The following is a 26,648-nucleotide window of genomic DNA, read 5'->3' as shown; positions in this document are numbered from 1 at the left end:
TCGTTTCCCCTCGAACGCAGAAGAATATCTGTCTGTTTATATTACACCAAAGTGTAGTATATCGTTGAGGCTACTGACCCTCGAACGAAGGACTCATCGATGACCACAGCCGCGGGCGTCGCGTTCGGCCCCTCCATCACCTCAGGCATCGAGTCCGAGATCAGGCGCGAAATGGACGCTCGAGCGCAGCAGCTCGCGGCCCTGGGTTCTGCGGCGACTCACGCGTGGGATCTTGCCTCGCGCTGCGTTCTCGGCGGCAAGCTGGTGCGACCGCGGCTGCTCGTCGGCGCGGTCGACGCGCTGGGCGCTTCGCGGCTTTCGGACGGTGTGGACGTCTCTGTCCGGTCGGGCACCGAGGTCGGAAGTCAGCGGAACGCCGGGGCGAGGGAGCGGTCGGTGCGCATCGCTGCCGCAGTCGAGCTGCTCCATTTCGCCTTTCTCCTCCATGACGATGTCATCGACGGTGACCTCATGCGGCGGGGGCGTCCGAACTTCATCGGGCTCCTGCTCGAGGAGTGGGATGAATCCGGTGAGGTTGCGGGCACTGCCACCTCGCGGCTGCGTGCCGCACGCAGCACCGCGATGTTGGTCGGCGACCTGCTGCTGTCGACCGCTCACCGAATCGTCTTCCGCGAAGCGGCCCCGGGGCAGACGGGGCAGCGGCTTCTCGAGGCGCTCGATCAGGCGGTGCTGGAATCGGTGTCGGGAGAGCTGACCGATGTCGCCCTCAGCTCCGGTCGTATTCGTCCGGAGCTGGCCGAGGTGGTGGAGATGAGCCGTCAGAAGACGGCGACGTACTCCTTCGAACTTCCTCTGCGATCGGCCGCCATCCTCACTGGACTCGAACCCGAAGCCGAGGCGCTCCTCGGACAGGTCGGTGCCCTCCTGGGCCTGGCCTATCAGCTGCAGGACGATCTGCTGTCGGTCTTCGGCCATTCCGACGACCATGGCAAGGACCCCTATTCAGACCTGCGCGAGGGTAAGGAGACCGCGATCATCGCCCTCGCCCGACGCAGCGCCGCCTGGCCGCTCATCGAACCGCACTTCGGTGTCGGCAGCCTCGGTGCTGGTGAAGGTGCGCAGATGCGCTCGCTGCTCTCCGACTGTGGGGCGGAGGCCGAGGTTCGTGCTCTCGTCGACGAGCTGTCGGCGAATGCGCGCGAGCTCTTTGCGACCGAAGCGGACCTCCTCGGTCCGGACATGGTGCTGCTCCTCGACGACCTCATCGGTGCCCTCGACGGGAGACGATCATGAGCCGCGGCGTGGACCGCTTGGGTCCCCTCGGGCGCTATTCCTCAGTGTCGGACAGGATCGCGAAATCGGTCATCGGGGCCTATTCGACGTCCTTCGGACTCGCGACGCGACTGCTCGGGTCCCGTCACCGGGACCATGTGCGCAACATCTACGCACTGGTGCGGGTCGCGGACGAACTCGTCGACGGGGTGGCCGCCGAGGCGGGTGTTTCCGCCGCCGACCAGCGACGGATGCTCGACCGGCTCGAAGCCGAGACCGAAAGCGGAATGCGCCTGGGATACAGCAGCAACCCGATCATCCACGCCTTCGCGCGCACCGCACGAGCATCAGGCTTCGGTGCCGAACTGACCCGACCGTTCTTCGCCTCGATGCGCACCGACCTGCAGCTGACGCCCTCGGATCCGCAGATCGCCGAGGCTGCCGAGCAGGTGGGCTTCGGCCCCGACGACCACGCCGACTACGTCTACGGGTCTGCGGAGGTCGTGGGGCTGATGTGCCTGCGGATCTTCATCCGTGACGAGGACTGCTCGTCTGATACGGAACGGCGGCTGGTCCACGGTGCGCGCAGCCTCGGCGCCGCATTCCAGAACGTCAACTTCCTGCGCGACCTCGGCGATGACACGCAGCGCCTGGGGCGCAGCTACCTCAGCGAGACGGGTACGGTCAGTGCCCGGGCAAAGGAGCGGTGGATCGACTCGATCCGCGATCAGCTCGATGCTGCCGCGCAGACGATTCCGCTTCTGCCCGGCGATGCCCGACTGGCGGTCCTCTGTGCGTTGCGACTGTTCTCGGCACTGACCGACAGGCTGGCCGTGGTGCCGGCCGCCGAGCTCCCGCGTCGACGCATCCGCGTGGCCGGCCCACACAAGGCTGCACTCGTCCTCCGGTCGCTGTATGAAGTGCGGCAGGGGGTGAAACGATGAGCCGGGTGATCGTCATCGGCGGAGGAATCGCAGGGCTCGCCACCTCGGCGCTCTTGGCCCGCGACGGTCAAGAGGTGACCGTCCTCGAACGTGGGGATCACCTCGGCGGGAGGGCCGGCAGTATTGAGGAGCAGGGGTTCCGATTCGACACGGGGCCCTCGTGGTTCCTCATGCGGGAGGTCTACGACCATTTCTTCGCGCTGTTAGGAACGAACACGGACGCGCAGCTGGATCTGCGACTCCTCGACCCGGGATATCGGGTCTTCTCCGAACCCGATGACGTGTCCGGACTGCGCAGTGTGACCGTACCGCACGGCGTCGAGGCGGTGGCCGAGCTCTTTGAGAGCATCGAACCCGGCGCAGGCAGCGCGGTGCGGAAATATCTTCGGTCGGCGGGCATGACCGCCGACGTCGCCCGCCTACGCTTCCTCTACAACCCCTTCACGCGGCTGACATCGATGCTCGGGCTGGACGTTCTCCGGTCAGTGCCGGAGCTGACCAGACTGCTGTTGCGGCCGCTGGCTGGATTCGTGGAGCGGCGGTTCAGGGAACCGATTCTGCGGCGGATCCTGACGTATCCTGCGGTGTTCCTCGGCACCGATCCGAATCGGGCGCCGGCGATCTATCACCTCTTGAGTGCGTTCGATCTGGACCAGGGTGTCTTCTATCCGATGGGCGGGTTCAGGGCTCTCGTCGAACGTATGGAAGCGCTGGCTCGCGAGGTCGGGGTCACGGTGATCACCTCGGCGGAGGTGACCGAAGTGATGACGCGGGAGACGAACGGTCGAGCGGCTGTCGGCAGCGGTCGATCAGGTGTCGGCGGCGGTCGAGCGGCTGTCAGCGGAGTCCGCTGGACCGATGCCGAGGGGCGGTCGCATATCGAACCGGCCGACCTCGTCGTCTCTGCGGCCGATCTGCACCACACGGAGACCGAACTGCTGCCATCGAGGCTGCGCACCTATCCCGAGTCGGCGTGGTCAAAGGTCGAGAGCGGACCCGGGGCGATCATCGCGATGCTCGGAGTCGACGGCGATCTGCCCGAACTCGGGCATCACTCGCTGTTCTTCACCGATGAGTGGGAGGAGAACCTGCAGGCGATCTTCGGCACCGACCAGCGGATTCCCGATCCGGCGTCGTTCTATGTCTGCAGACCCAGCGCCACGGATCCCGCGGTCGCACCGGACGGGTGCGAGAATCTCTTCGTTCTCATTCCGGTCCCTGCCGACGTGGAGATCGGCAGCGGGGGAGCGGACGGCGACGGGTCTCCCAGCGTCGAGGCTGCGGTCGATGCCGCGATCGAGCGCATCGGGCTGTGGGCGGGAGTCGGGGATCTGCGCAGTCGGATCAGAGTCCGCAGGACCGTCGGCCCGGCCGATTTTGCCCGAGATTTCCACTCGTGGAAGGGTGGAATGCTCGGGCCGGCACACACGCTTCGCCAGAGCGCCTTCCTGCGGATGCAGAACCAGTCGCGGCGCGTCGATGGGCTCTATTACGCCGGGGCGACGACCGCGCCGGGCATCGGTGTGCCGATGTGCCTCATCAGCGCCGAGGTCGTCGCCAAGCGCATCCGCGGGGATCACTCGGCAGGGCCGATGCCCTTGTGAAGCTTGCTTGGAAGTGCCCGGTGGCTACTCCCCGGTCCCGGACCAATGGTCGATCATCATCTGATGAGCCTGCTCCTGAGTGAGCTCGGAGAGTTCTTCCTCTGACAAGTGGAGCTCTGCTCGAAGACCCTCGGCGAGCCATCTGGGCAATTCCTGCGGAGGCGTGGGTTCCGGATGCGCCGGAACCTTCGAATACCGCTCACCCAGCGCTTCAAGCACGTCGACCAGTGGCTTCACTTCTGGTCTCGCCTGCTTCTTGAGCTTGTCGACTCGGGTCTTCATCTCGATATAGATCTCGTCGTCACTCCGAGCTCCAACCGCCCAGACCTCCGCGATCTCGAGAACAGGCCGATGATTTTCATCTGTCGTCTGACGCCAGATGATCCGCCAGTGCCGGTTTCCAACCACCAGTTTCCGGAAAGGCACCAATTCACCCAAAAGCGGTTCACCGGCGAGAGGAGATCTCTCCAAAAGAATCATCTTGGCGAAGACATCCCGAAGTATTTGGGGGTCCTTCTTCTGCAGGCGATGCAGATCTGCGATCGCATCCTCGGTCAACCGGACGCGAGCGGGGGACTGGTCAATCACAACGACCCCTCAGAGGTCGTGAAGGCCGGCGTCGATTTCATCCTCAAGTTCGGTCCTGCTGATCCCGAAATGATCCATCGCCTGATCGAGATCTGTGCGGACGCCACTGTCTGTGGCCATACGAGCCATGACCAGGGCAACGTCTCTCAAGGATTCGCTGTCACGTTTGAGCTCCTCGAGCTCATGGGTGGCGACGACGGAAGCGACCGGCCGACCATGGCGAGAAAGGGTGATCTCTTCACCGGACTCAGCTGAGGAGACGAGCCCCGAGATGCCCGTCTGATTGGCTTGAGAGATAGTCAGATTCGTCATGTCATCATTCTACCTAGTTTTCTAGGTAGTCTGCAATATACAACTCAGCTGTTGGTCGAATAGGCCTGCACACTTTCTTCGATGGGCAAGTAGCGATATCACAGGAAAGCTTGTTTATCTATGGCCGGCAGGCGGTAGGGTGGAACCGGCGACCGTTGGTTACGAACCATGTAACGGGGAAGGCGATTGCAGGCATGAGCAGAACAGAAGTTTCCGCCGGAAACAGCTTCGCTCTGTCGCGGCCTGCCGTGAACATCACCGTCGCTTTGATGGTGCTGATTGCCGGAGCGATCTACTGCTCGTTCTACCTCGTGGGGCACATTGCGGAGAATACGGTTTTCACCTTGAGCAATGTGCACGATCTGTCCGATGCCATGTTGGCTCCGATTCTCACATCGATGATCATGCTCCTCTTCACGCATAAGACGCTCGGCCGGTTCCTCGGCTATACCTACCTCGTGCTTTTGAGCCTTGGGATCGCCGCGTCGTGCGCTAATGCCATGATCTTCGATCGTTTTGATTTTACGCAGTACGAGATACTCCCGAGAGTGCTCGTCACCGTTCCGATGGAGATCGTGCTCTTCACGGTTCTCACCGCCCTTTTCATCAGCGGCGAGGCCATCGTGCGCGAACTGAGGGGCCGAACGCGACGCCGAACTGCTGCGCGACTGACGGCTTGAGGCAGCCGGGACTTCGTCGCGGCACACTTGACGCCGGTTAGCCCAGTTTCGAAACTGGGCTAACCGGCGTCAAGTGTGGTGAAAAGGCGGGGTCGCCGCCGAAAAGCTTGGGATGCACACCGAGACCCCCAGTGAGGAGCCGGTGTGGAGTTCCCGCGAGCTCAGCTGCTGGTCGAGTAGACCTGCTGTGAGCCTCCGGCGCGGGTGCGGTTGCGGCGACGGGTCTCGGGGCTGGTGCCACGAGAGTCGGAGGCGCGGCGGCTGCTCGGCTGACGGCTCGAGTCACCCGAGCGCTGTCCGCCCGACCGGCCACTGCCGGAACGGCCGCCGCGGGAGTTATCGCGGCGACTATTGCCCTCGCCGTTGTGTCCGGTACCCCGACCACGCCCGCTGCTCTCGCCACGACGGGATTCGCTGCTGCGACCGCCACCGGCGGCACCTGAGTTCTCGCGGCTGCGATCGGTGCCGCTGTTGCCGGCGCCATCGCGTCCTGAGCTTCCGCCGCGTCCGCCACGGCCACCTCGGCGACGGCGGGATGAACGACCATTCGACGTTGCCGGTTCGGTCTTCTTCCGCGGCTGTGCTGGTTCCTTCGGCTGCGGTTCGACATACTCGGCGATCTCACCGACGAGCTCGGTCACCTCGGGGGAGTCGGCGGTGACCTTCTTCGGGGTCGCTTTGATGGCGGCCTTGCGGAGCAGGACTTGGGTGTCCTTGCGCTCATCGGGCGTCATCACGGTGACGACGTCGCCCGCGCTGCCGGCGCGAGCGGTGCGACCGGAACGGTGCAGGTACGCCTTGTGTTCGGTCGGGGGATCGACGTGGACGACGAGCTCGACGGAGTCGACGTGGACGCCGCGGGCGGCGATGTCCGTGGCCACGAGCACCTTCGCGTCACCATTGGTGAATGCGGCGAGGTTGCGGTCGCGGGCGCCCTGGGACAGGTTGCCGTGGAGGTCGACAGCGGGGATACCGGCGGCGGTGAGCTGGCGGGCGAAGCGCTTGGCCCGGTGCTTCGTGCGGGTGAAGAGGATGCGGCGGCCCGTGCCCGACGCGAGCTTGTGGACGAGCGCGTTCTTATCGTCGACCGAGACCTCGAACACGTGGTGGGTCATGGCCGAGACGTGCGAGGTCGCCTCGTCGACGGAGTGGAGGACCTCATTGTGCAGGAAGCGACGCACGAGCTTGTCGACGTCGTTGTCCAGGGTGGCGGAGAAGAACATCCGCTGGCCCTCGGTCGGAGTCTGCTTGAGGATGCGGGTGACGCCGGGCAGGAAGCCGAGGTCGGCCATGTGGTCGGCCTCGTCGAGGATGGTGACCTCGATCTGCTCGAGCGTGAGGACATCCTGGTTGAGCAGGTCCTCGAGGCGGCCGGGGCAGGCGACGACGATGTCGACGCCGGAGCGCAGTGCATCCTCCTGGCGGCGCTGTTTGACTCCGCCGAAGATCGTCGTCGTCTTCAGGCCGACGGCCTTGGCCAGCGGGTCGATGACGTCGGTGATCTGGGTGGCGAGCTCACGGGTGGGGGCGAGGACCAGTCCGCGGGGCTGGCGGGTGCGGTTGGACCGGCCGCCGGCAGCCTGCGATTCGGCGAGGCGGGCGACCAGCGGAATGGAGAAGGCCAGGGTCTTGCCGGACCCGGTCTTGCCGCGGCCGAGCACATCGCGACCGGACAGGGTGTCCGGAAGGGTGTCCTGCTGGATAGGGAAGGCGGACGTCTTGCCCTCACGGTCGAGGGTGGCGACGAGTTTCTGGGGGACACCGAGTTCGGCGAACGAGGTCGGTGCCGCGGTCTTCTTGGTGCGGGTGGTGGTGCCGCTGCGACCGTTGGAGGAGCTGCGGTTGGTGGTGCGTGTCTGTGACGTAGTGATGGGATGGCCCTTCGACGTGCCGGAGGGCGTGCCGGTGCCGTGGTTGGGTGGCAGGCAGCCGCTTCCGGTCATGGAATGAGCGCTGTCGGCGCTCTCGATCGCCGAGAGAAAACGGCTTCGGAATATGCGCGGGTGATCTCACCCAGCTGCAGAGACGAGGCGTCCTGACGACGCAGGGAACCCGAGAACGGGTTCGCAAGTGTTACCAGTATAGCGGGGGAGCGGCCAGGAGCAGAATTCGCGGAGCTGCTGTCGGTCGGTTCGTGCCGGAACGTCCGGTCTCACCGGGTCAGTGAGGAACGGCGATGGACAACGCGGCGCCGGGCACCTCGATGATGGAGTAGGTCTCCAAGTCCCTGGGCTTGAGTCTGCTGCCAGTGGCAAAACGAGGGTCGAGACTGATGGCCACAAGATTGTGATTGGCCAGGAGAATGGCGTTGTCGCTGAGTGCCTCGAGGAGGGTTTCGATCTCGTTCTCCAGGCTGCGAACCGTCATATCGATCCCTGCCACGCCATAGAACTCACCCGAGATCTCCACGGGAGCAGTGAATGTGAACGCAAATTGGTCGGTGCACATGTAGTCGACGAACGGGCCGGTCATGTGCCCCTGACGGGTCGCAGCCGGGACGCGGTACCACTCGATCTCTTCGAGTCCTGACTGGTAGGTTCCGAGTTCGGTGAGATCGGCATCCAGCGGAATGGGTTCGGACCGTCCCGCGGCGGGTTGAGCGACCCACCACATCAGTGATCTCGCTCGAGCCGTCACAGTGGGATGAATACTCACGATTCCGGCGCCGGCGAAGCGGTCGGTCGACGTAAGGACATCGAAGGCGACCTTTTCGACCTGACGTTCGACGGTGCGCGGATCGGAAGAGATCGCCTCGATCGCCGCTTCGGCGAGGCGATCGATCGTCTCGGGTACGTCGTTCTGCCAAGCGGTGATCGACTGGATCACTCTGGCCAGGGCAGATTTCTGATCAATTGTTTTCACGTTCTTGCCTATGTGCGTCATTGCGTCGGGACAACAGCCACCTCAGTGAGATGTTAACAGCCGCCTCGCGGGCCTCTATCGCGGATGCAGTGTCCCCGGAGATCATCTCGTCGAGCATCGATTCATGGGAGCTGAAGATCGACTCGCGAAGATCGGGGTCATCCAGTCCCATCCACAGCAGTGCACCGAACTCGTTCTGAATGCGGATCTGCTCGTGGACGAGGCGGACCGACTGAGCCTCTCCCGCCAAGCGCAGATCCAATCCGCCCTGCACGGATCGAGCCGCCGCACCGTCTTGCGGCACTGCTCGAAGAAACGACTCTCTGACTCCCACGAGGTTCTGCTCGAGTCCCATCTGCGCGATCGTATTGAGAACAGCGTCCGTGATGGCTCGGTAGTAGACAGCGAAGTCATTGATCTCGGCACGGGAGAGAGCCCGAATGCGGCTCTCGAGCAGGCCGCGAATCTGGACGGAGTCGGCGGCCACGAAGCTGCCGCCGCCGCGCCCTTGTCTCGTATGCAGAAGATCGGTGGCCCGAAGCTGCTGGAGGGCCTCCCTGACGGTGACGAGAGAGACGCGGAAACGCGATGCCAGAGTTGATTCTCCAGGGAGGCGATCACCGGGGGCGAGGACGCCGGTAGCGATTGCGTCCTCGAGTCGCTGCCGGATTCGGGGAACAAGCGCTTTGTCCCCGATCGGCGCATAGATGGCTGCGGTGACTGGCGAGTCGGAGCGGCGATCATCCATATCTCCATTGTCCGAATACAGGCTGAGAAATCCTTGAAACATATGGTTTCATGTGTTTGTATGATCTGCAACACATCAAGAGTTCAAGGAGAGTGTGATGACAGAGTCCTCCGGTATGGCGATCTCGCTCCGCGGGGTCGAGCGCAGGTTCGGTGAGGTCGCCGCGGTCGATGGCGTCGATCTGGACATTGCCGAGGGGGAGTTCTTCTCCATGCTCGGCCCGTCGGGGTCGGGGAAGACCACTGTCCTCCGGTTGATCGCGGGCTTCGATGAACCCACTGCGGGAACGATCGAGCTGGCCGGCAAGCCGGTGCATCACTTGGCGTCGTACGATCGTGACGTCAACACGGTCTTTCAGGACTACGCTCTCTTCCCCCACCTGAACGTGATTGAAAACGTCGAGTTCGGATTGCGCGTGCGCCGCATCGCCAAGGCCAAGCGACGTCAGTTGGCCCGGGAAGCACTGGAGCGGATGCGGCTGGGAGCCTTAGAAACCCGCCGTCCGGGCGAACTCTCCGGTGGACAGCGGCAACGTGTGGCACTTGCGCGCGCCTTCGTCGTCGACCCGAAGGTGCTCCTGCTCGATGAACCCCTGGGTGCACTGGACAAGAAGCTGCGCGAGCAGATGCAGATCGAGCTCAAAGATCTACAGCGGAACCTCGGGATCACCTTCGTCTTCGTCACTCACGATCAGGAGGAGGCGCTGACGTTGTCGGATCGGATCGCGGTATTCAACGACGGAAAGATCCAGCAGGTCGACACTCCCGAGAATCTCTACAGCGCCCCCGCGACCGAATTCGTGGCGTCCTTCGTGGGTACGTCGAACCTGTTCGATGAACAAGCCGCTCACAGGCTTCTGGGGCTGTCGGGGACCTACACCATCCGTCCGGAGAACCTCCGCTTCATCGCGGCGGAATCGGGCCGTCCCGGCAGGCTGTCCGGAACCGTGCGCAATCGGATGTTCATCGGCTCGAGCCACCGGACGATCGTCGATGTCGAGGAACTCGAGATCTCTGTGCTCGAACCGGCAGGATCGCCGAACCGTGAAATCGGAGACGCGGTGGCGATTGATTTCAACGATGCGGACGTTCGGAAACTCCGGACAGACGGTCTCTCAGCGGCCTGAACCGCCAGTGAAGGATGAAGGAGAAAAGTGAGATGAAACTGAGAAGACGCGCCGGAGTCGGCGTAGCTGCCGCCACGGCCCTGGCATTGTCGCTGGGGCTCAGCGCCTGCGGTACGGCATCGGGAGGCAGTTCAGACGCCGACACCGAAGAGCTCAAAGAACTCGGTGACCCCGAAGGGGAGGTCTCGATTCTGGCCTGGCCGGGTTATGTCGAAGACGGCTCGAACGATCCCGGCGCCGACTGGGTGACGCCATTCGAGAAAGACACCGGGTGCAAGGTCAATGCTCAGACCTATGGCACCAGCGATGAAGCCTTCAATCTGATGAAGCAGGGCGGCATCGACGTGGTCGCCGCCTCGGGGGACCTCTCGCTGCGCCTCATCGCCGCAGGCGATGTCCAGCCCATCAACAACGACCTCGTTCCCAACTACGAGAACGTCTACGACTTCCTCAAGGATCGGGATTGGAACTCCCGGGACGGAAAGAACTATGGAGTTCCACACGGCTATGGCGCCAATCTGCTGATGTACAACAAGAAGGAATTCGACAAGGCGCCGACCTCGTGGGATGTCGTCTTCGACAAGGCCGACGAGCACAAAGGCAAGATCACCGCTTATGACTCGCCCATCTATATCGCCGACGCAGCGGTCTATCTGATGGAGCATCAGCCTGATCTGGGGATCAAGAACCCGTATTCGCTCGACGAGAAGCAGTTGGACGCCGCAGTCGAACTGCTCAAGAAACAGAAGCCCAATGTGGCTGAGTACTGGTCCGACTATCTGAAGTCTCTGCAAGGGTTCGAGAACGGCTCGGTCGTCGCTGGCACCGGCTGGCAGGTGACGATGAACGAACTCGATCCGAAGAAGTTCGGCTCGGTCGTTCCCGATGAGGGGACGACGGGGTGGAGCGACACCTGGATGATCTCGTCGAAGACGGAGCATCCGACGTGTTCGTACAAGTGGCTCGACTACATGACCAGCGCAAAGGGCTCGGCCGCTGCCACCGAATACTTCGGTGAGGCGCCGAACAATCCAGGAGCCTGCGAGGAGGCCAAAGATCCGAACTTCTGCGACAACTACCATGCCGGCGACAAGAAGTACGCGGAAGGCATCTGGTACTGGACGACACCGGTGACGGAGTGCCTGGACGGACGCACCGACGTCAAATGCACCGACTACTCCGCCTGGACCAAAGCCTGGCAGCAGATCAAGGGGTGATTGACAATGAGTCAGACCAGCAGAGCTGAAGGGCGGCTCCCCGCTCCGCCCATGACAGCGTCACGTCGACTTTCGAGCTTCTTCGCAACACATCGAAAGCTGTCTCTGACTGCCCTGCTTGCGGCACCGCTGGCCTGGCTCGTCCTCATCTACATCGTCTCCCTGCTATTGCTGCTGGTGACCGCTTTCTGGTCGACGGACAGCTTCACCGGGCAGGTCGTCCAGGACTGGACCCTGGGCAATTTCACGGCGGTCTTCACCGAAGCGCTCTATCGGGCAGTGACGGTGAGGACGCTCATCATTGCAGTATCCGTCACGATCATCGATGTGGTCATCGCCCTGCCGGTCGGATACTTCATGTCCAAGGTAGCCGGCCCACGGCTGCGCGGAGCGCTCGTCGTCGCGTTCCTCATGCCGCTGTGGGCCGCCTATCTGGTCAAGGCTTATGCCTGGCGAACCATCGTCTCGCCGCACGGGCTCCTTGACTCATTGGGGATCTCGCCCGGCCTGGGGCTGATCGCAACGATCATCACGATGTCCTATATCTGGTTGCCATACGTCGTGATGCCCGTCTATACCGGGTTCGAGCGGATTCCCGACAACCTCATCGAGGCGGCAGGCGACCTCGGGGCAAAGGGCTGGAAGACGTTCACCGCGGTCATCGTCCCTCTGGTATGGCCCTCTGTCATCGCCGGTTCGATCTTCTCGTTCTCGTTGACCCTGGGTGACTATATCGCCGTGCAGATCGTCGGCGGCTCCCAGCAGCTGCTGGGAACCCTGATCTATGCCAACGTCGGAACCGGAGGGAATATGCCGCTGGCTGCTGCAACCGCATTCATTCCGATCGTCGTCATCGTCATCTACCTCACTGCAGTTCGCCGAACCGGCGCCCTGAAGAATCTGTAGGAGATCCCATGCGTATTCCCACACCGGTCAAAGCCGTACTCAGTGTGATCGTCTGCGCCGTCTTGGCGTTCGTCTACATTCCTCTGATCATCGTCGTCATCAACTCATTCAACGCCAGTCAGTCACTGGGGTGGCCCCCGCAGTCCTTCACCTTCGAGTGGTGGATCAGAGCATTCAGCGACAAGGGGGCTCTGTCAGCGTTGGGTACCAGCCTGGTGGTCGCGGCATGCGCCACCGTCATTGCTCTCGTCCTGGGGACGCTCGCCTCCTTGGCGCTCGACCGGTTCGAATTCTTCGGAAAAGAAGGAGTCAACCTCCTCATCGTCCTGCCAATCGCGCTGCCCGGAATCATCACCGGTATCGCATTGAACAACGCCTTCACCACGATGTTGGGCATGCGATTGGGGCTGATGACGGTGATCGTGGCTCACGCGACCTTCTGCATCGTCACGATCTACAACAACGTATTCGCGCGCATGCGCAGGATGTCCGGCAACCTCAGGGATGCGGCCATGGACCTGGGTGCCGACGCCTTCACCACGTTCAGGCTGGTCACCTTCCCTCAGCTGAGAAGCGCACTGCTGGCCGGCGGTCTGCTGGCATTCGGGCTCTCTTTCGACGAAATCATCGTCACTCAGTTCACTGCCGGTACCGGGGTGCAGACTCTGCCGATCTGGATCTTCGACAATATGTTCCGACCGAATCAGGCCCCGATCGTCAACGTCATCGCGACTTTCCTCGTCATCGTGTCGATCATCCCGATCACGTTGGCGAACCGTATCGGCGGAAAGGCGGCGACGGGCGTGGCCTGACGGTCGAATGACCGGTCAAGAGCTACCTCGGTAAAGAGGGCGGCCGCGGACTTCGGCATCGCCACCAGTGCACAGTCCATCGGAACTGCGGCTGCGGATCGCGCGGGGAGCTTCGAACCTTGGCGCTGAATTCGTGTTGAGATGCGACGGGGTCGTGCTCGGATAGGGCTTCTCAACGCTATCGGGGAGTGGTGTCGGTCGTTTCGAGCACAGGTTCGGCCGTTTCGGGATCGGGATCGGTTGCTTCGAGTGCCTGGTTAGTGACCCCACGGACGGGGACCGGAACGGTCACCTCACGATCGGGCTCGGCGACCGGGTCGGTCACCGCACGATGGGGATCGGCGGCGAGGCCGACCGGCCGCTGACGTGCTCGGCGATGACCGGTGACCCACCCCGCCAGCGTCACCGAGGCCCACCCGATGACCACGCCGGCGATGTCGTCGAGGAGGTAGTGCCAGCCGAAGTAGAGAGTGGCGATGATCGTGACGCCGAAGAAGATCCAGGTCATCGCTCTGATCGCCGGCTTCTGCTGTGTCCGTGTCATGAACAGTGCGGCGGCGAAGGTGACCGAGACGTGCAGCGATGCGAATGCGGCCACCCCTTGGATGGAGTCGCTGCCGAAGGGGTTGCTGAGGTAGTCGAGGCGAGTGGAGAACAGAGAGTCCTGGAGCTGACTGACCCCGGTGTCGGGCAGCGCCCGATAGGCTTCGGGATTGCTGAAGGCAGGCCCGACCGACGGCAGGAGGTAGTAGCTGATGACACCGAAGACCCAATTGAGGCACAGAGTCGTGGCATACCACGCGCCGATTGCATGGTTGCGACTGAGGACGAGGACCGCGCCGAGGCTGATCGGGATGAGCGGAAGATACGCGAGGTAGGCGATCGAGAGCAGGCTCGCCGCGATATCGGTGCCGAGCAGATCGTGGAGCACCACTGCCGGATTGTGGCCGCCGGCGAGCCAGTAGTCAAGGTGCAGCAGCTGCCGGTCGTAGAGCGTGCCGTCACGGACGACGGGCAGCACGCTCTTGAGATTGCGGTAGGCGACGTAGCAGACGTAGAAGCTCAGCAGTCCGGCACCGATGCACAGCACGCGATGGGAGTTCCACTCCTTCTTGGCCACATCGACGAGGGTGGCAGGCAGGTTCCGCCACCCGCTCTGTCTCACCGCCTCGACGATGACCCCGCCGCCGATGAACCCGAGAACCAGCAGGGGCAACCGGATGTAGGAGGGTCCGAGGAACCCGTCGGGGTCACGCAGCGGGAGATCGAGACAGAGGGATGAGATCACGGCGGCCGCTCCGACGAGCAGGGACAGCGCCATGGCAAAGGTGTAGGGCCAACGTCGCATTCTGGTCATCGGCACACTGTAGTGATTCTGTTTCAGTGCTTCGTCGGATTTCCCTCGGAGTCGGCTGACCGGAATCGGCTGACCGGATTCGGACCAGAACAGAACGGTCCACCCACTGTGTGCCTCGCGGCATTAGTGTTGGTGCATGACAGAAGGTTCGTCGAACGCGACTCCGCCTCGCGATGACCCGATTCCCGAGGGCCTCAAACTCGGTGCCCGCTTCACCGGATACCTGTTGGTGATCATCGCGGGGATCACGGTCGCGGTCTTCGTCGCTCTGCAGGTCGCCCAGATAGTCGTCCCGTTTCTGGCCGGACTCGTCCTTTCTGCGCTTCTGGTCCCCATGTCGACGTTCCTGCAACGACACCGGTGGCCGAAATGGCTGGCGGTGGTGACCGTCTGGGTCGTCGTCCTCGGCCTATTGGCCGGACTCGTCCTGCTCATCACCTTCCAAGTCAGAAGTGAGATACCTGAGATCCAAAAGCAGGTCGCGACGACGCTGGACGCGGCGAAGCAGCTCTTGGCCACGCAGCCGTTCGGACTCACCGAAGCCAAACTCAACGAAACCATCGACTCCTCGGGGAAGTGGCTGCAGGACAACGCGGCCGGTCTCGGCTCCGGTGCCGCCGAAGTGGGCACGACGGCGGCCCATGTCGTCGAAGGCGTCATCATCATCCTGTTCGTCACCCTCTTCGCGCTCATCGACGGACGGGGCATCTGGGCCTGGGTCGTCAACGTCTGGCCGAAGAAGGCACATGCGCGGATCTCCGCGGCCGGCGAGGCCGGGTGGAAGACGCTGTCGAACTTCATTCGGATCCAGCTCGTGGTCGCGGCCAGCGACGCTGTCGGGATCGGCGTGGGCGCGCTGATCCTCGGCGTCCCCTTGGCGGTGCCGATCGCCATGGTTGTCTTCCTCGGCGCTTTCGTGCCGTTCGTCGGTGCGATCGTGGGCGGCGCAGTCGCGGTGGGCTTGGCGCTGCTCTTCAACGGCTGGGTGCACGGCCTCATCATGCTCGGGATCGTCATTGTCGTTCAGCAGCTCGAAAGCCACGTCCTGCAGCCGTGGCTGACAGGCCCCACAGTGAAGATCCACCCTCTGGCGGTGATCCTCGGAGTGACAGCGGGAGCCGCGGTCGCAGGCATCGCCGGGGCCTTCTTCTCAGTGCCGGTCATCGCGACTCTCAATGCGATGATCCACGCGGCCAAAGATTACAGAGTGGGAACGTGATGAGACGGGTCTCGCCACGGCTGAATCGAGTGCGGATCGTCAAGGGCGCTCTTCGCCGTCTGCTCGAAGACGAATGCCTCGACAGAGCAGCTGGCTTGAGCTTCTACGCTCTGCTCTCTGCCGCACCGGCCATTCTCGCCATGGTGTCGCTGCTCGGCGTGGTCGGGGAAGCCGAGTCGACCACGAAGGCGGTGCTCTCCTTGGTCCACGATGTTTCGGCCGAGGCAGCCACGTCGATCCGTCCATTCATCGTCGAACTCACCAAGGCGTCCTCGGCCGGAGCCACCCTCATCGGCAGCTTGCTGCTGGCGATCTGGTCGTCGTCGAAATACATCGGCGCATTCGGCCGTGCCTTGAATGCTGTCTACAGGGTCGAGGAGAGTCGGCCGTATTGGAAGCTCAAGCCGCTCATGCTTCTGATGACCCTGGTCACGCTCATCGTTCTGGCCACTCTGGGGCTGCTTCTCGTGCTGTCCGGTTCCATCGCCGAAACGCTCGGCGAATTCATCGGTATGGGCCCCACGGCACTGCTGATCTGGAACGTGGTCAGATGGCCGGTCTTCGTCTTCTTCGTCATGCTGCTCATCGCCCTGCTCTACTACGTGACCCCGAACGTCAGGCAGCCGAAGTTCCGGTGGGCCAGCCTCGGTGCGTTCATCGCTCTGCTCGTGCTGCTTGCCGTGTCGGCCTGCTTCGTGCTCTACATCAACAACTTCAGCAGCTACAACGTCACCTATGGATCGATCGGGGGTGTGATCGTGGGGCTCGCCTGGGTGTGGATCGTCAACCTCTCGCTGCTCCTCGGCGCTGAGTTCGATGCCGAGATCGAACGTGAGCGTCAACGACAGTCCGACAGGCCCGCTGACGGGATGTTCCGACTTCCGGCGAGTGCCGGCGATTCGAGCGGAGACAGCCGCCGGCGCACTGCTGAAAGCAGCCACAGCGGCCCTGGGCCGGAGAGTCAGTTTCCGGGCCGCTGACCGTGCCCTCTCAGCCCTGTCCGCGTTGATCGAGGAGTTTCGACGCGAACGCGGCGGCATTGTGCAGCACCGTGTTCGTGTCGTCGAGGATGCGCCCGAAGTGGAGGAACGAGTGGAGCACATGCGTGTACTCCTCGAACTCGACATCGTTGCCCGCTCGCTCCAAAGTCCTGGCCAGGGCGCGGCTGTCGTCGCGCAGCGGGTCGAGTCCGGCGGCCACGACGAACACCGGAGGCAGACCGGACAGATCGGCGGTGAGGTGTGCGACGTAGGGAGACTCCGCCTCGTCGGGTTCGGCGAAGTATTCGCCCATGAGGTTGTTGAGGTCGTTGGCTCCCATTCCGTCCCAGTCGCCGCCGAAGAGCCTGCGGCTGGCGGAATCGATGAGCCCGTGGCCGCCGTAGATCGAGATGAGGGCGCGCAGAGCCGCAAAGCTCTCAGGGTCTGCCGCCACGACTTCGGGTTCGTCGCGCAGCAGCAGTGCCGCACCCAAGGTGAGACCGGCCCCGGCCGAATCGCCTGCCACGGCCAGCCGTGTACCGTCGATGCCGTACTCGTGACCGTGGCGGGCCAGGTGGTCGATGATCGCTGCGCATTCGTGGAGGGCCTGCGGGTAGGTCGCCTCGGGGGAGAGGGAATAGTCGACGCCGATGACGGCGCAGCCGGCCGCCTCGGCGAGGACCCGCATGATCCGATCATGCGTATCGAGGTCGCCGACGCTGTACCCGCCGCCGTGGAGGAACACGATGCCGGGCAGGACCGCCTCGGCGGTGGGGCGGTGGATGCGGATGGGAACGTTGACGCCGGCGGCACGGATGTGTCGATCGTCGGTGCGGGCCATGATCGGCCCGCCCTCGTTCCACACGGACCGTTCGGCACGGTATTCGGCGCGCTTGGCCAGGGTGTCGCGGTCGGCTGGGATGTCGCTTTCGGCTGAGCCATTGCAGTCGGCCGGGCGCTGGCAATCGGCGGCCTGCGCGGCCTCTTCGCCGATCGCCCGACATTTTTCGGCCCGCGCAGCCTGGATGGACAGGACTTCGCGCATCTGCGGCGACATCGCCTCGACAATGTCGGCGGGAATCGTGGCGAGCAGCTCTTCGGTGAGCTCGGAGTCGACGGTCACGCCCGGAATCATCGGCCTCTTTCCTGGTCAGCGGCTGTTTCACCCAGTCTAGCGACCTTCCATTTAGAACCTACAGGTTCTATGATCGATGTGGGGCGTGGAAGACGGACTGCCTCATGACCTACGCGCAATGAAAGGAAGTGAGCACCATGGCTATGAGTCTCGAAGACTTTCTCGCTGAGCATCCCGTGAACCGGGCGTCGGTTGAAGCACATAAGGACCGAATGCTCGCTGAGGTTCGGGCGTACCGACTGCGCGAACTACGAGAGGACGCGGGCCTGACTCAACAGGAGCTCGCAGATCGGATCGGGGTGTCCCAGCGGCAGGTCTCGAAGATCGAACACGGCGAACTCGACAATGCCAAGGTAGGCACGGTCCGGAGATACCTCGAAGCCGTCGGTGGTGGTCTTGCGCTCGAATATGTGATCGGTGACGAACGCGTACAGGTTGCCTGATTTATCCGGCGGCTGCCCGCGGAATATCCCGTGCCCAAGGCTGTTAATACTGTGGACGTGCGTGGCCATCTGGCCGCGCCGTCTGAGGAAGCGACGGACACACCAGGAGCGAGCCCTTGACCGAATCGATGCACGCAGAACACTTGCGCACCGAACACATGCGCCGACACGAGACCGACCACGAGGTTCCCTGGTCCCTGCCCATCGTCGTGCGCCGGTCGAAGACCGCCATCGCCCGCCACATCGACGTCCTCGAAGCCACCTCCCGAGCCGTCGTGACCTTCCTCGACGATCCGCGCACCCAGCCCGGCGGGGAGTGGCACGACGCCGTCGCCTACTGGCGCGACGGAGCCATCCGCAAGGTCGTGCGCCGCGGTGACGGGAAGAAGCTCGAAGATGCACGGGCGCTGGGCAGCGTGAGCGTGACCTTCGGCGGCACGGATGACTTCGCCCCCGCCGAGGCGTCCGTGTTCGTGCCCGGACCCGTCGAACCGCTGCCGCATGAGCTCAAGAAGCTTCAGGTCGGCGGCACCGAATTCCCCGATGAGGGAGAATCGTCGATCCCCGCCGCCGAGGCGGTCGTGACCATCGAACTCTCACCCGAGCTGACGCTGACGACGGGCAAGGCCGCCGCCCAATGCGGTCACGCCGCACAGCTCGCGTATGAGCAGATGCCCGACAGGGTGCGTGAGCGTTGGCGCGCTTCGGGCTTCAACCTGCGTGTGCAGACCGCAACGAAAGAAGCATGGGCGGCGAATGAACAGCAGGTTAGCGTCGTCGACGCCGGGTTCACCGAGGTCGACGGACCCACGGAGACCGTGCGCGCCAAGTGGTGAGGCTGCAGCTGTCGAAGAGATGATCTCGCGACGTGCTGTCGTCGGCACGACTCCCATGCCTCCTGACGCCGCGGCGATGGTTGGTGAGGCCTGGAAGCCGGCAGGTCAAGGTCTTGACAGGTGGAATGGCGAGGACAAGCCTGGAGGGCCAGGTCCGGTCACCTGACATCAGGTCGGCTACGGCACATTCGACATCGAGACTTCCTGAGGAGAACCCCCATGGCGACGTCCGTCAGCGACTTCATCATCGATCGACTCATCGCCTGGGATCTGCACCAGTGGTACGGATACCCGGGCGATGGCATCGGCGGCTTCGATGGAGCCATGGGCCGAGCACAGGATGAGGGCAAGGACTTCGCCTATGTGCGTCCCACCCATGAGGAGGAGGCCGCGTTCATGGCCACCGCCCACGCGAAATTCACCGGGAACGTGGGCGTGTGCGTCTCGACTTCGGGTCCCGGAGCCATCCATCTCATGAACGGCCTCTATGATGCCAAAGGCGACAACGCGCCCGTCGTCGCCATCGTCGGCCAGCAGGCGCGGGTGTCGCTGAACTCCGAATTCCAACAGGAGATCAACCTCGAACGACTCTTCGCCGACGCGGCGGTGTTCGTGCAGACCGTGACCACACCGATGCACGCCCAGCTCGTCGTCGACAAGGCCGTGCGCATGGCCAAGGCCTACCGCGGACCTGCCGTGGTCATCCTCCCCGCCGACGTGCAGACCATGGATATGGAAGAACCTTCGGTCGAGCATTTCGTCTCCCGCACGGGTATCGGCTACGCCGAGGACCGCCTGCGACCAGACGACGACGCGCTCGCCCGCGCGGCCGAAGTCCTCAACAGCGGCCAGAAGGTCGCCATGCTCGTCGGGCAGGGCGCGATAGGGGCGACCGATGAGGTCATCAGCGCCGCCGAACGTCTCGGTGCCGGTGTCATCACCACGCTCCTGGGCAAACAGGTGGTGCCGGGAGACGTCGGATACCACACCCAGCAGCTGGGACTGCTGGGATCGCGTCCGAGCTACGACATGATGTAGAAATGCGACACCCTGCTCATGGTCGGCACGAACTACCCCTACGGCGAGTTCATGCCGCCGACCGGGCAGGCCCGGGCCGTGCAGGTCGATCTCTCACCGCGTCACCTGGGCATCCGCTATCCCACCGAAGTCAACCTGTGGGGAGATGCGAAGACCACCCTGGCGGCCCTGCAGCCGCACCTGACCCAGCATCAGACCGAATGGCAGGAGAAGATCGCCGAGGAGAACCGGGACTGGACGAAGGAGAACACGTGGGTCGCGCAGACCGAAGCCGATCCGATCAACCCCCGCCGCGTCTTCGTCTCCCTCAACGAACGTCTGCCCGAGAACGCGATCATCACCTGTGACGCCGGGAGCACCGCCGACTGGTACGGCTTCCACATCGAATTGGGACCGAACCAGATGGGCAACCTCTCGGGTCGGATGGCCTCGATGCTCGCCGCGATGCCCTATGCGCTGGCCGGCAAGTTCGCGCATCCCGACCGTCCGGTGGTGTGCACCATCGGCGACGGAGCCTTCCAGATGATGGGCATGAACGGGCTGCTCAACGTCAAGCGCCACTGGCAGGAATGGTCGAACTCCACCTTCGTCGTCCTCGTCATCAACAACGGGGACCTCAACCAGGTGTCCTGGGAGATGCGGGAGGCCGGTGACCCCAGGTGGGATACGGCCCAACTGGTCGAGTCGATGGACTACGCGGGCTACGCGGAGCTGCTCGGACTCAGAGGCATCGCCGTCGACGACCCGGAGGACATCGACGCGGCCTTCGACCAAGCATTCGCCGCCGACCGGCCGGTCGTCCTCGACGTCCGCTGCGACCGCAACACGCCGCCGCTGCCGGCCCACATCGCGTTTGCACAGGCCAAAGGCCTCGCGGAATCGCTGCTGGGCGGGGACCCAGAGCTCGGGCAGGTGGTCAAACAGAGTTCTCGCGCCACCGCCGCACGGCTGTTTGCGCGCATGGGTCTGACCTCGGACGACTGAGTCGGCTGGTCGAGCTGCCGCGTCAAGCGGTGCGGCAGGTCTCGTGAACCATTACCGCGGACACCGGTGATCCGGTGTCCGCGGTGGTCGCTGTGTCGGGGAAGCGCTGGTTCGGATTCAGCTCTCGGGGGCGTTGTCGAGGTCGTCGAGTTCCTCGTCGGTCAGCGGCCGCGTCTTCGTGCCGTTGCCGAATTCGTCGAGGTAGATGATGTGTTTGACCATCTCGCCGGTCTCTTCGTCCTTGACTTCGACGATGTCGCCGGGTTGGGTCGCCGGCTGGTAGAAATCCTCATTGACTCCGGTCATCGTGACCACCTCCTATAGGTCTTCTGACCATACGCCAGTGTGACAAGAGTCTCAATGATCCCCTTTGCTACCTGACGGCGGCCCAGCAACCTCGCGCAAGGTTGCTGGGCCGCCGTCAGGTAGCAATAGAGGGTCTGGCGGGACCAGAATCGGTAGTCTGGGTGGATGGAACGTCTCAAATGGCACACCGACGGCGGACGCGATCGCAATGTCGCCGAGGAGGCTCGTCCTGGAGAGGACGAGTTCCGCGTCGACATCGAACGGATCCGGTTCTCCCCGTTCTTCTCTCGGCTGGCCTCGGTCACCCAGGTGATCCCGCAGGCCGGATCCGGCACGGTCATCCACAACCGGCTGACCCATTCGCTCAAGGTCTCCGCGGTGGCTCGGTCGATCGCGATCACGCTCAACAACGCCGATGAGCGGACACGGGAAGTCGTGGGCCGCCTCGGCGGGTGTGATCCGGTGGTCGTGCAGGCGGCAGCGGCCGCCCACGATCTGGGGCACCCGCCGTTCGGCCACCTCGGCGAGAAGGAGCTCGACCGGGTGTCGCGGCAGGTGCTGCGCCTTGATGATGGATTCGAGGGCAATGCGCAGACGTTTCGGATCCTCACCGCGCTCGACAGCTGTGAGGCTACGGCTCGGGGGCTCAACCTCACGCGGGCGGTCAGGGCGGCGGTGCTGAAGTATCCGTGGGAGCGCGGGGAGTGGAGCGGTGATCGGGCGGACTCGGCGGCGCGGATGCCGCGCGGGGTCGGCGACGAAGTGACCGAGGGCGCGATGAAATATTCCGCCTATGTCACCGAGGTCGACGAGATGGCGGAGGTGCTCTCCGCGTTCCCGGCGATCGGTCGGTATCAGCAGACGCTCGAGTGTGCGGTGATGGATGTCGCCGACGATATCGCGTATGCGGTGCACGACCTCGACGATTTCTACCGGTCGAACGTGCTGCAGTACACGGCGGTGTCGGCTGAACTGGGGCGATGGCTGCGTGACTGTCGGGACTTGGCGACGTTGGATGATGCCGACCTGGACAGGCGCCGGCCGGGGCATGCGCTCGAGGCTATCCGGCGGCACATCGGGGAGAAAGACCCGTGGATCGCGTCCGAGGAGGCGTTTCGGGATTCGGTCGAACGGATCAATCGGGACCTCGTCGAGGGGCTGCTCGCGGTTCCCTACGATGGGGGACTCGAGGCGGATCGGGCGGTCACCGGGTTCACGCGGCGGTGGATCGATCGGCTGCAGGCCTCGATCGTCGTCGATCCGGATCCGCACATCCGCAGCGGGCATGTGCGGCTGAGCCAGGAGGCGTGGCATGACGTCGTGGTGCTGAAGTTCGTGCATGCGAAGTTCGTGCTCGAGCGGTCTGACTTGGCGGTCTATCAGCGCGGGCAGACGCGGATCATCGCGTCGCTGGTTGAGGGGTTCCACGAATGGCTGCTCGACCCGGATGAGGCGACGCGGATTCCCCGGCGTCTCGTCGATTCCGTCGAGGCGTCGACGCAGGAGTACCAGGACCTCTACGCGCGCAATCCTGCCGCACTGGGCGAGGAGGGTGCGGCGGCGATCGTCCGGCGGGGCCGGGCGCGAGCGGTCGTGGACTACATCGCCTCGTTCACCGATGCGCAGGCGATGTCTGTCAATGCGCTCATCACTGGAGCCTCCGAGGAGCCGTGGGAGGCCGGGCGCGGGTTGTAGGGGTTTTGCTTGGCATACGAACGGCGGGACCGAAGATCTCTCTTCGATCCCGCCGTTCGTTCTGTTCAGCGTTCGCTGCTCAGCTGGTGGGCCGAGCCGGACTCAGCGTTCGGGTGATGGGCCCGAACGCTGAGTCCGGTTAACCTCAGTGCTTGCCTGCCGAGGCGCGGTAGCGGCGGGTTGCCCACACCGCTGCGGCGCCACCGGCGAGGAGCAGTGCGGCGAATCCGATCATGGCCGGGACGCCGTCGGCGCCCGTCCGCGGAAGGTCTCCGCCGGCGCTGCTGCCGGAGGCGTTGGTGCTCGAACCGGCCGAGGCGTTGGCACCGGATCCGGCATTGGCGTTCGCCGAGGTTCCGGCGTTGGCCGATGCGGCCTGATCCGAATCAGCCGATGCCGAGGAGTTCGCCGAGGCGGCCTTCTCAGAATCGGCCGAAGCGCTGGCTTCGTCACCGTCGGCCGAAGCGTTCGCTTCGTCACCGTCGGCCGAGGCATTGGCCTCGTCGCCGTCGGTGGAGGCATTCGCCTCTGCGCCTTCAGCGGCAGCGTCAGCCTCGTCGCCGTCTGCGGCAGCGGTAGCGGAAGCCTCGGATGAGGAATCCGCTGTCGATGCTGCCGAAGCGGCGGCACCGGCGTCGGCGTTGGCTGCGGCCGAAGCCTGAGCGTTTTTGTCATCCTCATTGTCGGCGTTTGCAGCGGCGTTGGCTGCCTGCTGTGCCGAGGCGTTCGGATCCGATGTTGCGTCCGCCGAGGTCTCCGAGGAGGCCTCTTCGTTGGCTGCTGCCTGAGCGGCCGCTTCGGCATTCACGTCAGCTGCTGCCGATGCCGTGTTGTCGGCATCGTTGTCGGCTGCCGCCTGAGCGGCTGCCTCGGCGACTGCGTTGCTGTTGTCATCGGCGTTGGCAGAAGCCGAGGCCGATGCGGCAGCGTTCACATTGGCATTCGCATCCGAATCGTCCGAATCGGTGGCCGTGGCTTCGTCCCCGCCGTCGGCGTCAGCCGCTGCGTTGGCTGAAGCTTCCGAGGAAGAGTCCGCGGTCGAGGCTGCGGATGCAGCTGCTGCCGGATCGGCATCAGCAGCGGCCGAAGCATCAGCGTTCGTCGAGTCCGAGTTGTCGGCGTTCGCGGCGGCGTTGGCCGCCTGCTGCGCCGAGGCGTTCGGATCCGAGGTCGCGTCCGCCGAGGTCTCCGAGGAGGCCTCTTCGTTGGCGGCCGATTCTGCGGCTGCTTCGGCGTTCTCGTCGGCTGCTGCCGATGCCGTGTTGTTGGCATCGTTATCGGCGGCTGCCACTGCTGCTGCCTCGGCTGCCGCGTTGTTGTCGTCATCGGCGTTGGCCGAAGCCGAGGCCGAAGCGGCTGCGTTCACGTTGGCATTCGCGTCTGCGTCATTGGCAGCATCGGGGTCCGCAGCTGCGCTTGCGTCAGACTCGGCTGCTGCCTCTGCAGATGCCTCGTTCGAGGAATCAGCGGTGGAAGCGGCTTCCGAAGCGGCTGCGGAGTTGGCATCCGAGGCCGTCGACGCTTCGGCATTCGTGTCATCGGTGTTGTCTGCCTGTGCAGCGGCCTGTGAGGCTGCCGTCGACGAAGCATTCTCATCCGTTGTCGAATCGGCCGAGGCCTCCGATGAGGCGTCCTCGGTCGCTGCCGACTCTGCGGCTGCTTCAGCATTCTCGTCAGCTGCTGCCGATGCCGTGTTGTCGGCATTGTTGTCGGCAGCTGCCTCGGATGCAGCCTGGGCGGCCGGGTTGTTGTCACCATCGGCGTCGGCCGAAGCCGATGCCGCAGCCGCTGCGTTCGCGTTCACATCGTCATCGCCCGGTTCTTCCGGTGCTTCGTCAGTCGCACGGACCGAAGACGAGGCCAGGTTGATGTCGATGGCATCGGCGGCCGGGAGCAGTTCCAGGCTCACCGCACTGACGGTGAAGCCGGGTCCATTGGAGCCCTTGACCTGGCTCTCTTCTGCCGGATCCTTTGCAGTCGGCTGCTCGTTGATCGTGAGATCGACGACCTGGTTGAGTGCCTTGAAGACCGGGTCGAGCGAGTCGAGCAGCGGGTTGACGATACCTGTGACGCCGCCGGCGACCTGCTCGGCCGTGGAATCAAGGATTCCGCCGATGAGGGGCTTGGTGATGCCCAGCAGGGAGCTGATCAGTGGATCGGTGATCGCATTGAGCACGGAGCCGACCGGAATGCCAAGCAGATCGAGGTCGGTCGTGATTGTCGGTTCAGAATCGTCCGTGCCTGCCAGCTGTCCAAGAGTGGCGTCCACGTTGATCGCTCCGCTTGCCGCGCTGCCGCCCAACAGCGAGATGTTCGCCGGCAGATCGATGACAAGGTGCACGTCGTTGAGCGCATCGGACACGGTGTCATTAACCTTGCCGGACAATGCGCCAAGCGCATCGGCCACGGCATCGGTGATCTTCGAGATCGTGTCAGAGGTGAGCACCTGGGTGTTCGGGTCGAGGCCGTTGAGGTCAGAGGCGTCGCCGCCCTTGACGATCTTCGCGAGGTCGATCTTGATGTCGCCGTTGGCGAGATCGATCGAGACGATGCCTGCATCGTCCGCGAGCTTCTCCTTGATGACATTCTCGACAACGCTATTCAGTGCATCGCGAACCTCGACGGACACCTGAGCATCGTCGCCACCGACCGTGATTGATGCGAGTCCGACATTGACGTCCACGCCGACACCGGTGAGGGCGCTGACCAGACCCTCGTCGCCGATGACCTCTTCGAGCGTGCCGCCTGCACCGTCAACGACCTCTTCGAGAGCGCCCGAGAGGTCGCTCACAGCGGGGCTGGAGACCGTGAGGATGCCATCGGCGACGGCGTACTCGGAGTCATCGGCTTCGCCGTTGCTGTTGGCGGTCGACGCGATCGCGCCGAGTTCGAGGCTGAGTTCATCGACGATCTGATCGGTGACGCCGTCGAGGTTGAGCTGGCCGAGCACCGAGGTCAGGTCGACCTTGGCGTTGCCGTAATCACCGTTGTTGATGTCATCGAGGTTGAGTCCGCCGTCTGCCCCGACGGCACCGGCACTGGCCGTGGCGTCGTTGTAGGCAGGAGCGTGCCCATAGGCATTGAGCGCTCCGCCCTCACCGAGCTCAAGGAGACCGTCGCCGCCCTCGTTGCTGATCAGCGGGATGCCGATTCCGGGGAGTTCGACTCCGATGGCCTGGAGCACCTCGGCGTTGATCGGCGTGCTGTCCGCATCCGTGCTGGCCGGAGAGCTGCTGTACGCCGACAGGGCGTCGAGCGCGTCGGCGCCCAGGATGTCGGCGTCGATCAGCTGTCCGTAGGCTTCTGAATCTTCATTCGGATTCTGCTCGTCGGCAGCACCTGGCGACGTTGTCAGCAGTGTCAGACCCACTGCCGTCGCCGCGGCGACAGACCCCACCGCGATCTTCCGACCGGTTCCGGGCCGGCCTCTCAGTTTTCTCATGATTCTCCACATCGTTCGGATTCTGATCACTTCCAAGCACGGCCTGGACGGAAACGGGCAGTTTCCTGGCAGATCGCTCACAACATTACGGAGTAATCAAAAAGTAATCAGTAAATCACAGGAAAAGTTACCTCGTCGTTATAGTTACGCCCAGGTAGATTCAAGTGCTCGTTGCGGGTAG

The 26,648-nt window shown here is 63.9% G+C and carries 23 protein-coding genes and 1 pseudogene; 15 read left to right on the top strand and 9 right to left on the bottom strand.

Annotation, left to right across the window (positions count from 1 at the left end; genetic code table 11):
• Positions 1–99 precede the first annotated feature (99 nt).
• From J9314_RS14460 to crtI, 3 genes are read left to right on the top strand one after another with little or no spacing between them, the layout of a single operon-like run.
• Positions 100–1,254, top strand: coding sequence for a polyprenyl synthetase family protein (locus J9314_RS14460; RefSeq protein WP_210603052.1), 1,155 nt, complete (start codon positions 100–102; stop codon positions 1,252–1,254).
• Positions 1,251–2,177 (top strand): phytoene/squalene synthase family protein, encoded by a 927-nt coding sequence (locus J9314_RS14455; protein WP_210603051.1) that lies wholly within the window; start codon positions 1,251–1,253, stop codon positions 2,175–2,177. Before J9314_RS14460 ends, J9314_RS14455 begins: the two co-directional genes overlap by 4 nt.
• Positions 2,174–3,781: a phytoene desaturase family protein gene (crtI, locus tag J9314_RS14450; RefSeq protein WP_210603050.1), complete on the top strand. Its 1,608-nt coding sequence runs from the start codon at positions 2,174–2,176 to the stop codon at positions 3,779–3,781. Before J9314_RS14455 ends, crtI begins: the two co-directional genes overlap by 4 nt.
• A gap of 24 nt (positions 3,782–3,805) precedes the next feature.
• On the opposite strand, the gene J9314_RS14445 is transcribed toward crtI, so the two are convergent.
• Together J9314_RS14445 and J9314_RS14440 are read right to left on the bottom strand one after the other, a co-directional pair.
• Positions 3,806–4,369: a type II toxin-antitoxin system RelE family toxin gene (locus J9314_RS14445; protein WP_210603049.1), complete on the bottom strand. Its 564-nt coding sequence runs from the start codon at positions 4,367–4,369 to the stop codon at positions 3,806–3,808.
• Positions 4,370–4,378: 9 nt separating this feature from the next.
• On the bottom strand, positions 4,379–4,681 hold the full coding sequence (locus J9314_RS14440; protein ID WP_210603048.1) for a type II toxin-antitoxin system Phd/YefM family antitoxin: 303 nt from the start codon (positions 4,679–4,681) through the stop codon (positions 4,379–4,381).
• Between the two features lie 194 nt (positions 4,682–4,875).
• On the opposite strand from J9314_RS14440, the gene J9314_RS14435 reads away from it, so the two are divergent.
• The gene (locus J9314_RS14435) at positions 4,876–5,361 is read left to right on the top strand and encodes a hypothetical protein (RefSeq protein WP_210603047.1); all 486 of its coding nucleotides are present in this window, start codon (positions 4,876–4,878) and stop codon (positions 5,359–5,361) included.
• Positions 5,362–5,522: 161 nt separating this feature from the next.
• Here J9314_RS14435 and J9314_RS14430 read toward each other — a convergent pair whose 3' ends face one another.
• From J9314_RS14430 to J9314_RS14420, 3 genes are all read right to left on the bottom strand, one after another.
• Positions 5,523–7,304, bottom strand: a complete 1,782-nt coding sequence (locus J9314_RS14430; RefSeq protein WP_210603046.1) for a DEAD/DEAH box helicase — start codon at positions 7,302–7,304, stop codon at positions 5,523–5,525.
• Between the two features lie 217 nt (positions 7,305–7,521).
• A complete protein-coding gene (locus J9314_RS14425) occupies positions 7,522–8,244 on the bottom strand; it encodes a cache domain-containing protein (RefSeq protein WP_210603045.1) in 723 nt (240 codons plus the stop codon).
• Complete coding sequence (locus J9314_RS14420) at positions 8,210–8,971, bottom strand: GntR family transcriptional regulator (protein WP_181273020.1); 762 nt, start codon at positions 8,969–8,971, stop codon at positions 8,210–8,212. Before J9314_RS14420 ends, J9314_RS14425 begins: the two co-directional genes overlap by 35 nt.
• A 97-nt stretch (positions 8,972–9,068) precedes the next feature.
• On the opposite strand from J9314_RS14420, the gene J9314_RS14415 reads away from it, so the two are divergent.
• From J9314_RS14415 to J9314_RS14400, 4 genes are read left to right on the top strand one after another with little or no spacing between them, the layout of a single operon-like run.
• Positions 9,069–10,097 (top strand): ABC transporter ATP-binding protein, encoded by a 1,029-nt coding sequence (locus J9314_RS14415; RefSeq protein ID WP_210603044.1) that lies wholly within the window; start codon positions 9,069–9,071, stop codon positions 10,095–10,097.
• A gap of 32 nt (positions 10,098–10,129) precedes the next feature.
• A complete protein-coding gene (locus J9314_RS14410) occupies positions 10,130–11,314 on the top strand; it encodes an ABC transporter substrate-binding protein (RefSeq protein WP_246490408.1) in 1,185 nt (394 codons plus the stop codon).
• A gap of 51 nt (positions 11,315–11,365) precedes the next feature.
• Positions 11,366–12,220, top strand: coding sequence for an ABC transporter permease (locus tag J9314_RS14405; protein ID WP_210603042.1), 855 nt, complete (start codon positions 11,366–11,368; stop codon positions 12,218–12,220).
• 8 nt (positions 12,221–12,228) lie between these two features.
• Positions 12,229–13,032, top strand: a complete 804-nt coding sequence (locus J9314_RS14400; protein WP_210603041.1) for an ABC transporter permease — start codon at positions 12,229–12,231, stop codon at positions 13,030–13,032.
• Positions 13,033–13,210: 178 nt separating this feature from the next.
• On the opposite strand, the gene J9314_RS14395 is transcribed toward J9314_RS14400, so the two are convergent.
• Positions 13,211–14,389 carry a phosphatase PAP2 family protein gene (locus tag J9314_RS14395; protein ID WP_246490407.1) on the bottom strand — a complete coding sequence of 393 codons (1,179 nt, stop codon included), beginning with the start codon at positions 14,387–14,389 and terminating at the stop codon, positions 13,211–13,213.
• 136 nt (positions 14,390–14,525) lie between these two features.
• On the opposite strand from J9314_RS14395, the gene J9314_RS14390 reads away from it, so the two are divergent.
• Together J9314_RS14390 and J9314_RS14385 are read left to right on the top strand one after the other, a co-directional pair.
• Positions 14,526–15,608: an AI-2E family transporter gene (locus tag J9314_RS14390; RefSeq protein WP_210603040.1), complete on the top strand. Its 1,083-nt coding sequence runs from the start codon at positions 14,526–14,528 to the stop codon at positions 15,606–15,608.
• Positions 15,608–16,588 carry a YihY/virulence factor BrkB family protein gene (locus J9314_RS14385; RefSeq protein ID WP_210603039.1) on the top strand — a complete coding sequence of 327 codons (981 nt, stop codon included), beginning with the start codon at positions 15,608–15,610 and terminating at the stop codon, positions 16,586–16,588. Before J9314_RS14390 ends, J9314_RS14385 begins: the two co-directional genes overlap by 1 nt.
• Before the next feature lie 10 nt (positions 16,589–16,598).
• Here J9314_RS14385 and J9314_RS14380 read toward each other — a convergent pair whose 3' ends face one another.
• A complete protein-coding gene (locus tag J9314_RS14380) occupies positions 16,599–17,711 on the bottom strand; it encodes an alpha/beta hydrolase fold domain-containing protein (protein ID WP_246490406.1) in 1,113 nt (370 codons plus the stop codon).
• 149 nt (positions 17,712–17,860) lie between these two features.
• On the opposite strand from J9314_RS14380, the gene J9314_RS14375 reads away from it, so the two are divergent.
• The 4 genes and pseudogenes from J9314_RS14375 (at position 17,861) to J9314_RS14360 (ending at position 21,024) form a co-directional block, all read left to right on the top strand.
• Positions 17,861–18,166: a helix-turn-helix domain-containing protein gene (locus J9314_RS14375; RefSeq protein WP_210603038.1), complete on the top strand. Its 306-nt coding sequence runs from the start codon at positions 17,861–17,863 to the stop codon at positions 18,164–18,166.
• 116 nt (positions 18,167–18,282) lie between these two features.
• The gene (locus tag J9314_RS14370) at positions 18,283–19,002 is read left to right on the top strand and encodes a peptidyl-tRNA hydrolase (RefSeq protein ID WP_343207022.1); all 720 of its coding nucleotides are present in this window, start codon (positions 18,283–18,285) and stop codon (positions 19,000–19,002) included.
• Between the two features lie 219 nt (positions 19,003–19,221).
• Positions 19,222–20,199, top strand: a pseudogene (locus J9314_RS14365) (thiamine pyrophosphate-binding protein); the annotation flags it as partial.
• On the top strand, positions 20,176–21,024 hold the full coding sequence (locus J9314_RS14360) for a thiamine pyrophosphate-dependent enzyme (protein ID WP_343207056.1): 849 nt from the start codon (positions 20,176–20,178) through the stop codon (positions 21,022–21,024). The pseudogene J9314_RS14365 and the gene J9314_RS14360, both read left to right, overlap by 24 nt.
• 117 nt (positions 21,025–21,141) lie before the next feature.
• Here the strand turns inward: J9314_RS14360 and J9314_RS14355 are convergent, their stop codons facing one another.
• Positions 21,142–21,330, bottom strand: coding sequence for a hypothetical protein (locus J9314_RS14355; protein ID WP_210603035.1), 189 nt, complete (start codon positions 21,328–21,330; stop codon positions 21,142–21,144).
• 165 nt (positions 21,331–21,495) lie between these two features.
• Between J9314_RS14355 and J9314_RS14350 the strand changes: the two genes are divergently transcribed.
• Positions 21,496–23,025, top strand: coding sequence for a deoxyguanosinetriphosphate triphosphohydrolase family protein (locus tag J9314_RS14350; RefSeq protein WP_210603034.1), 1,530 nt, complete (start codon positions 21,496–21,498; stop codon positions 23,023–23,025).
• 145 nt (positions 23,026–23,170) lie between these two features.
• Here J9314_RS14350 and J9314_RS14345 read toward each other — a convergent pair whose 3' ends face one another.
• Positions 23,171–26,467 carry a choice-of-anchor G family protein gene (locus J9314_RS14345; protein ID WP_210603033.1) on the bottom strand — a complete coding sequence of 1,099 codons (3,297 nt, stop codon included), beginning with the start codon at positions 26,465–26,467 and terminating at the stop codon, positions 23,171–23,173.
• Between the last annotated feature and the right edge of the window lie 181 nt (positions 26,468–26,648).

The organism is Brevibacterium oceani, from assembly GCF_017948325.1.
Classification (GTDB): Bacteria; Actinomycetota; Actinomycetes; order Actinomycetales; family Brevibacteriaceae; genus Brevibacterium; species Brevibacterium oceani.
Note: the sequence above shows the minus strand (reverse complement) of the source record. Positions and strands in the feature narration are given on the sequence as shown.

Bases quoted from the DNA above. Each gene is read 5' to 3' on its own strand.
- J9314_RS14460 (WP_210603052.1), top strand. From the start codon at position 100: ATGACCACAGCCGCGGGCGTCGCGTTCGGCCCCTCCATCACCTCAGGC.
- J9314_RS14390 (WP_210603040.1), top strand. From the start codon at position 14,526: ATGACAGAAGGTTCGTCGAACGCGACTCCGCCTCGCGATGACCCGATT.
- J9314_RS14350 (WP_210603034.1), top strand. From the start codon at position 21,496: ATGGAACGTCTCAAATGGCACACCGACGGCGGACGCGATCGCAATGTC.
- J9314_RS14355 (WP_210603035.1), bottom strand. From the start codon at position 21,330: ATGACCGGAGTCAATGAGGATTTCTACCAGCCGGCGACCCAACCCGGC.
- J9314_RS14395 (WP_246490407.1), bottom strand. From the start codon at position 14,389: ATGACCAGAATGCGACGTTGGCCCTACACCTTTGCCATGGCGCTGTCC.
- J9314_RS14400 (WP_210603041.1), top strand. From the start codon at position 12,229: ATGCGTATTCCCACACCGGTCAAAGCCGTACTCAGTGTGATCGTCTGC.
- J9314_RS14415 (WP_210603044.1), top strand. From the start codon at position 9,069: ATGACAGAGTCCTCCGGTATGGCGATCTCGCTCCGCGGGGTCGAGCGC.
- J9314_RS14420 (WP_181273020.1), bottom strand. From the start codon at position 8,971: ATGGATGATCGCCGCTCCGACTCGCCAGTCACCGCAGCCATCTATGCG.
- J9314_RS14410 (WP_246490408.1), top strand. From the start codon at position 10,130: ATGAAACTGAGAAGACGCGCCGGAGTCGGCGTAGCTGCCGCCACGGCC.
- J9314_RS14385 (WP_210603039.1), top strand. From the start codon at position 15,608: ATGAGACGGGTCTCGCCACGGCTGAATCGAGTGCGGATCGTCAAGGGC.
- J9314_RS14375 (WP_210603038.1), top strand. From the start codon at position 17,861: ATGGCTATGAGTCTCGAAGACTTTCTCGCTGAGCATCCCGTGAACCGG.
- J9314_RS14440 (WP_210603048.1), bottom strand. From the start codon at position 4,681: ATGACGAATCTGACTATCTCTCAAGCCAATCAGACGGGCATCTCGGGG.
- J9314_RS14430 (WP_210603046.1), bottom strand. From the start codon at position 7,304: ATGACCGGAAGCGGCTGCCTGCCACCCAACCACGGCACCGGCACGCCC.
- J9314_RS14345 (WP_210603033.1), bottom strand. From the start codon at position 26,467: ATGAGAAAACTGAGAGGCCGGCCCGGAACCGGTCGGAAGATCGCGGTG.
- J9314_RS14455 (WP_210603051.1), top strand. From the start codon at position 1,251: ATGAGCCGCGGCGTGGACCGCTTGGGTCCCCTCGGGCGCTATTCCTCA.
- crtI (WP_210603050.1), top strand. From the start codon at position 2,174: ATGAGCCGGGTGATCGTCATCGGCGGAGGAATCGCAGGGCTCGCCACC.
- J9314_RS14405 (WP_210603042.1), top strand. From the start codon at position 11,366: ATGACAGCGTCACGTCGACTTTCGAGCTTCTTCGCAACACATCGAAAG.
- J9314_RS14425 (WP_210603045.1), bottom strand. From the start codon at position 8,244: ATGACGCACATAGGCAAGAACGTGAAAACAATTGATCAGAAATCTGCC.
- J9314_RS14435 (WP_210603047.1), top strand. From the start codon at position 4,876: ATGAGCAGAACAGAAGTTTCCGCCGGAAACAGCTTCGCTCTGTCGCGG.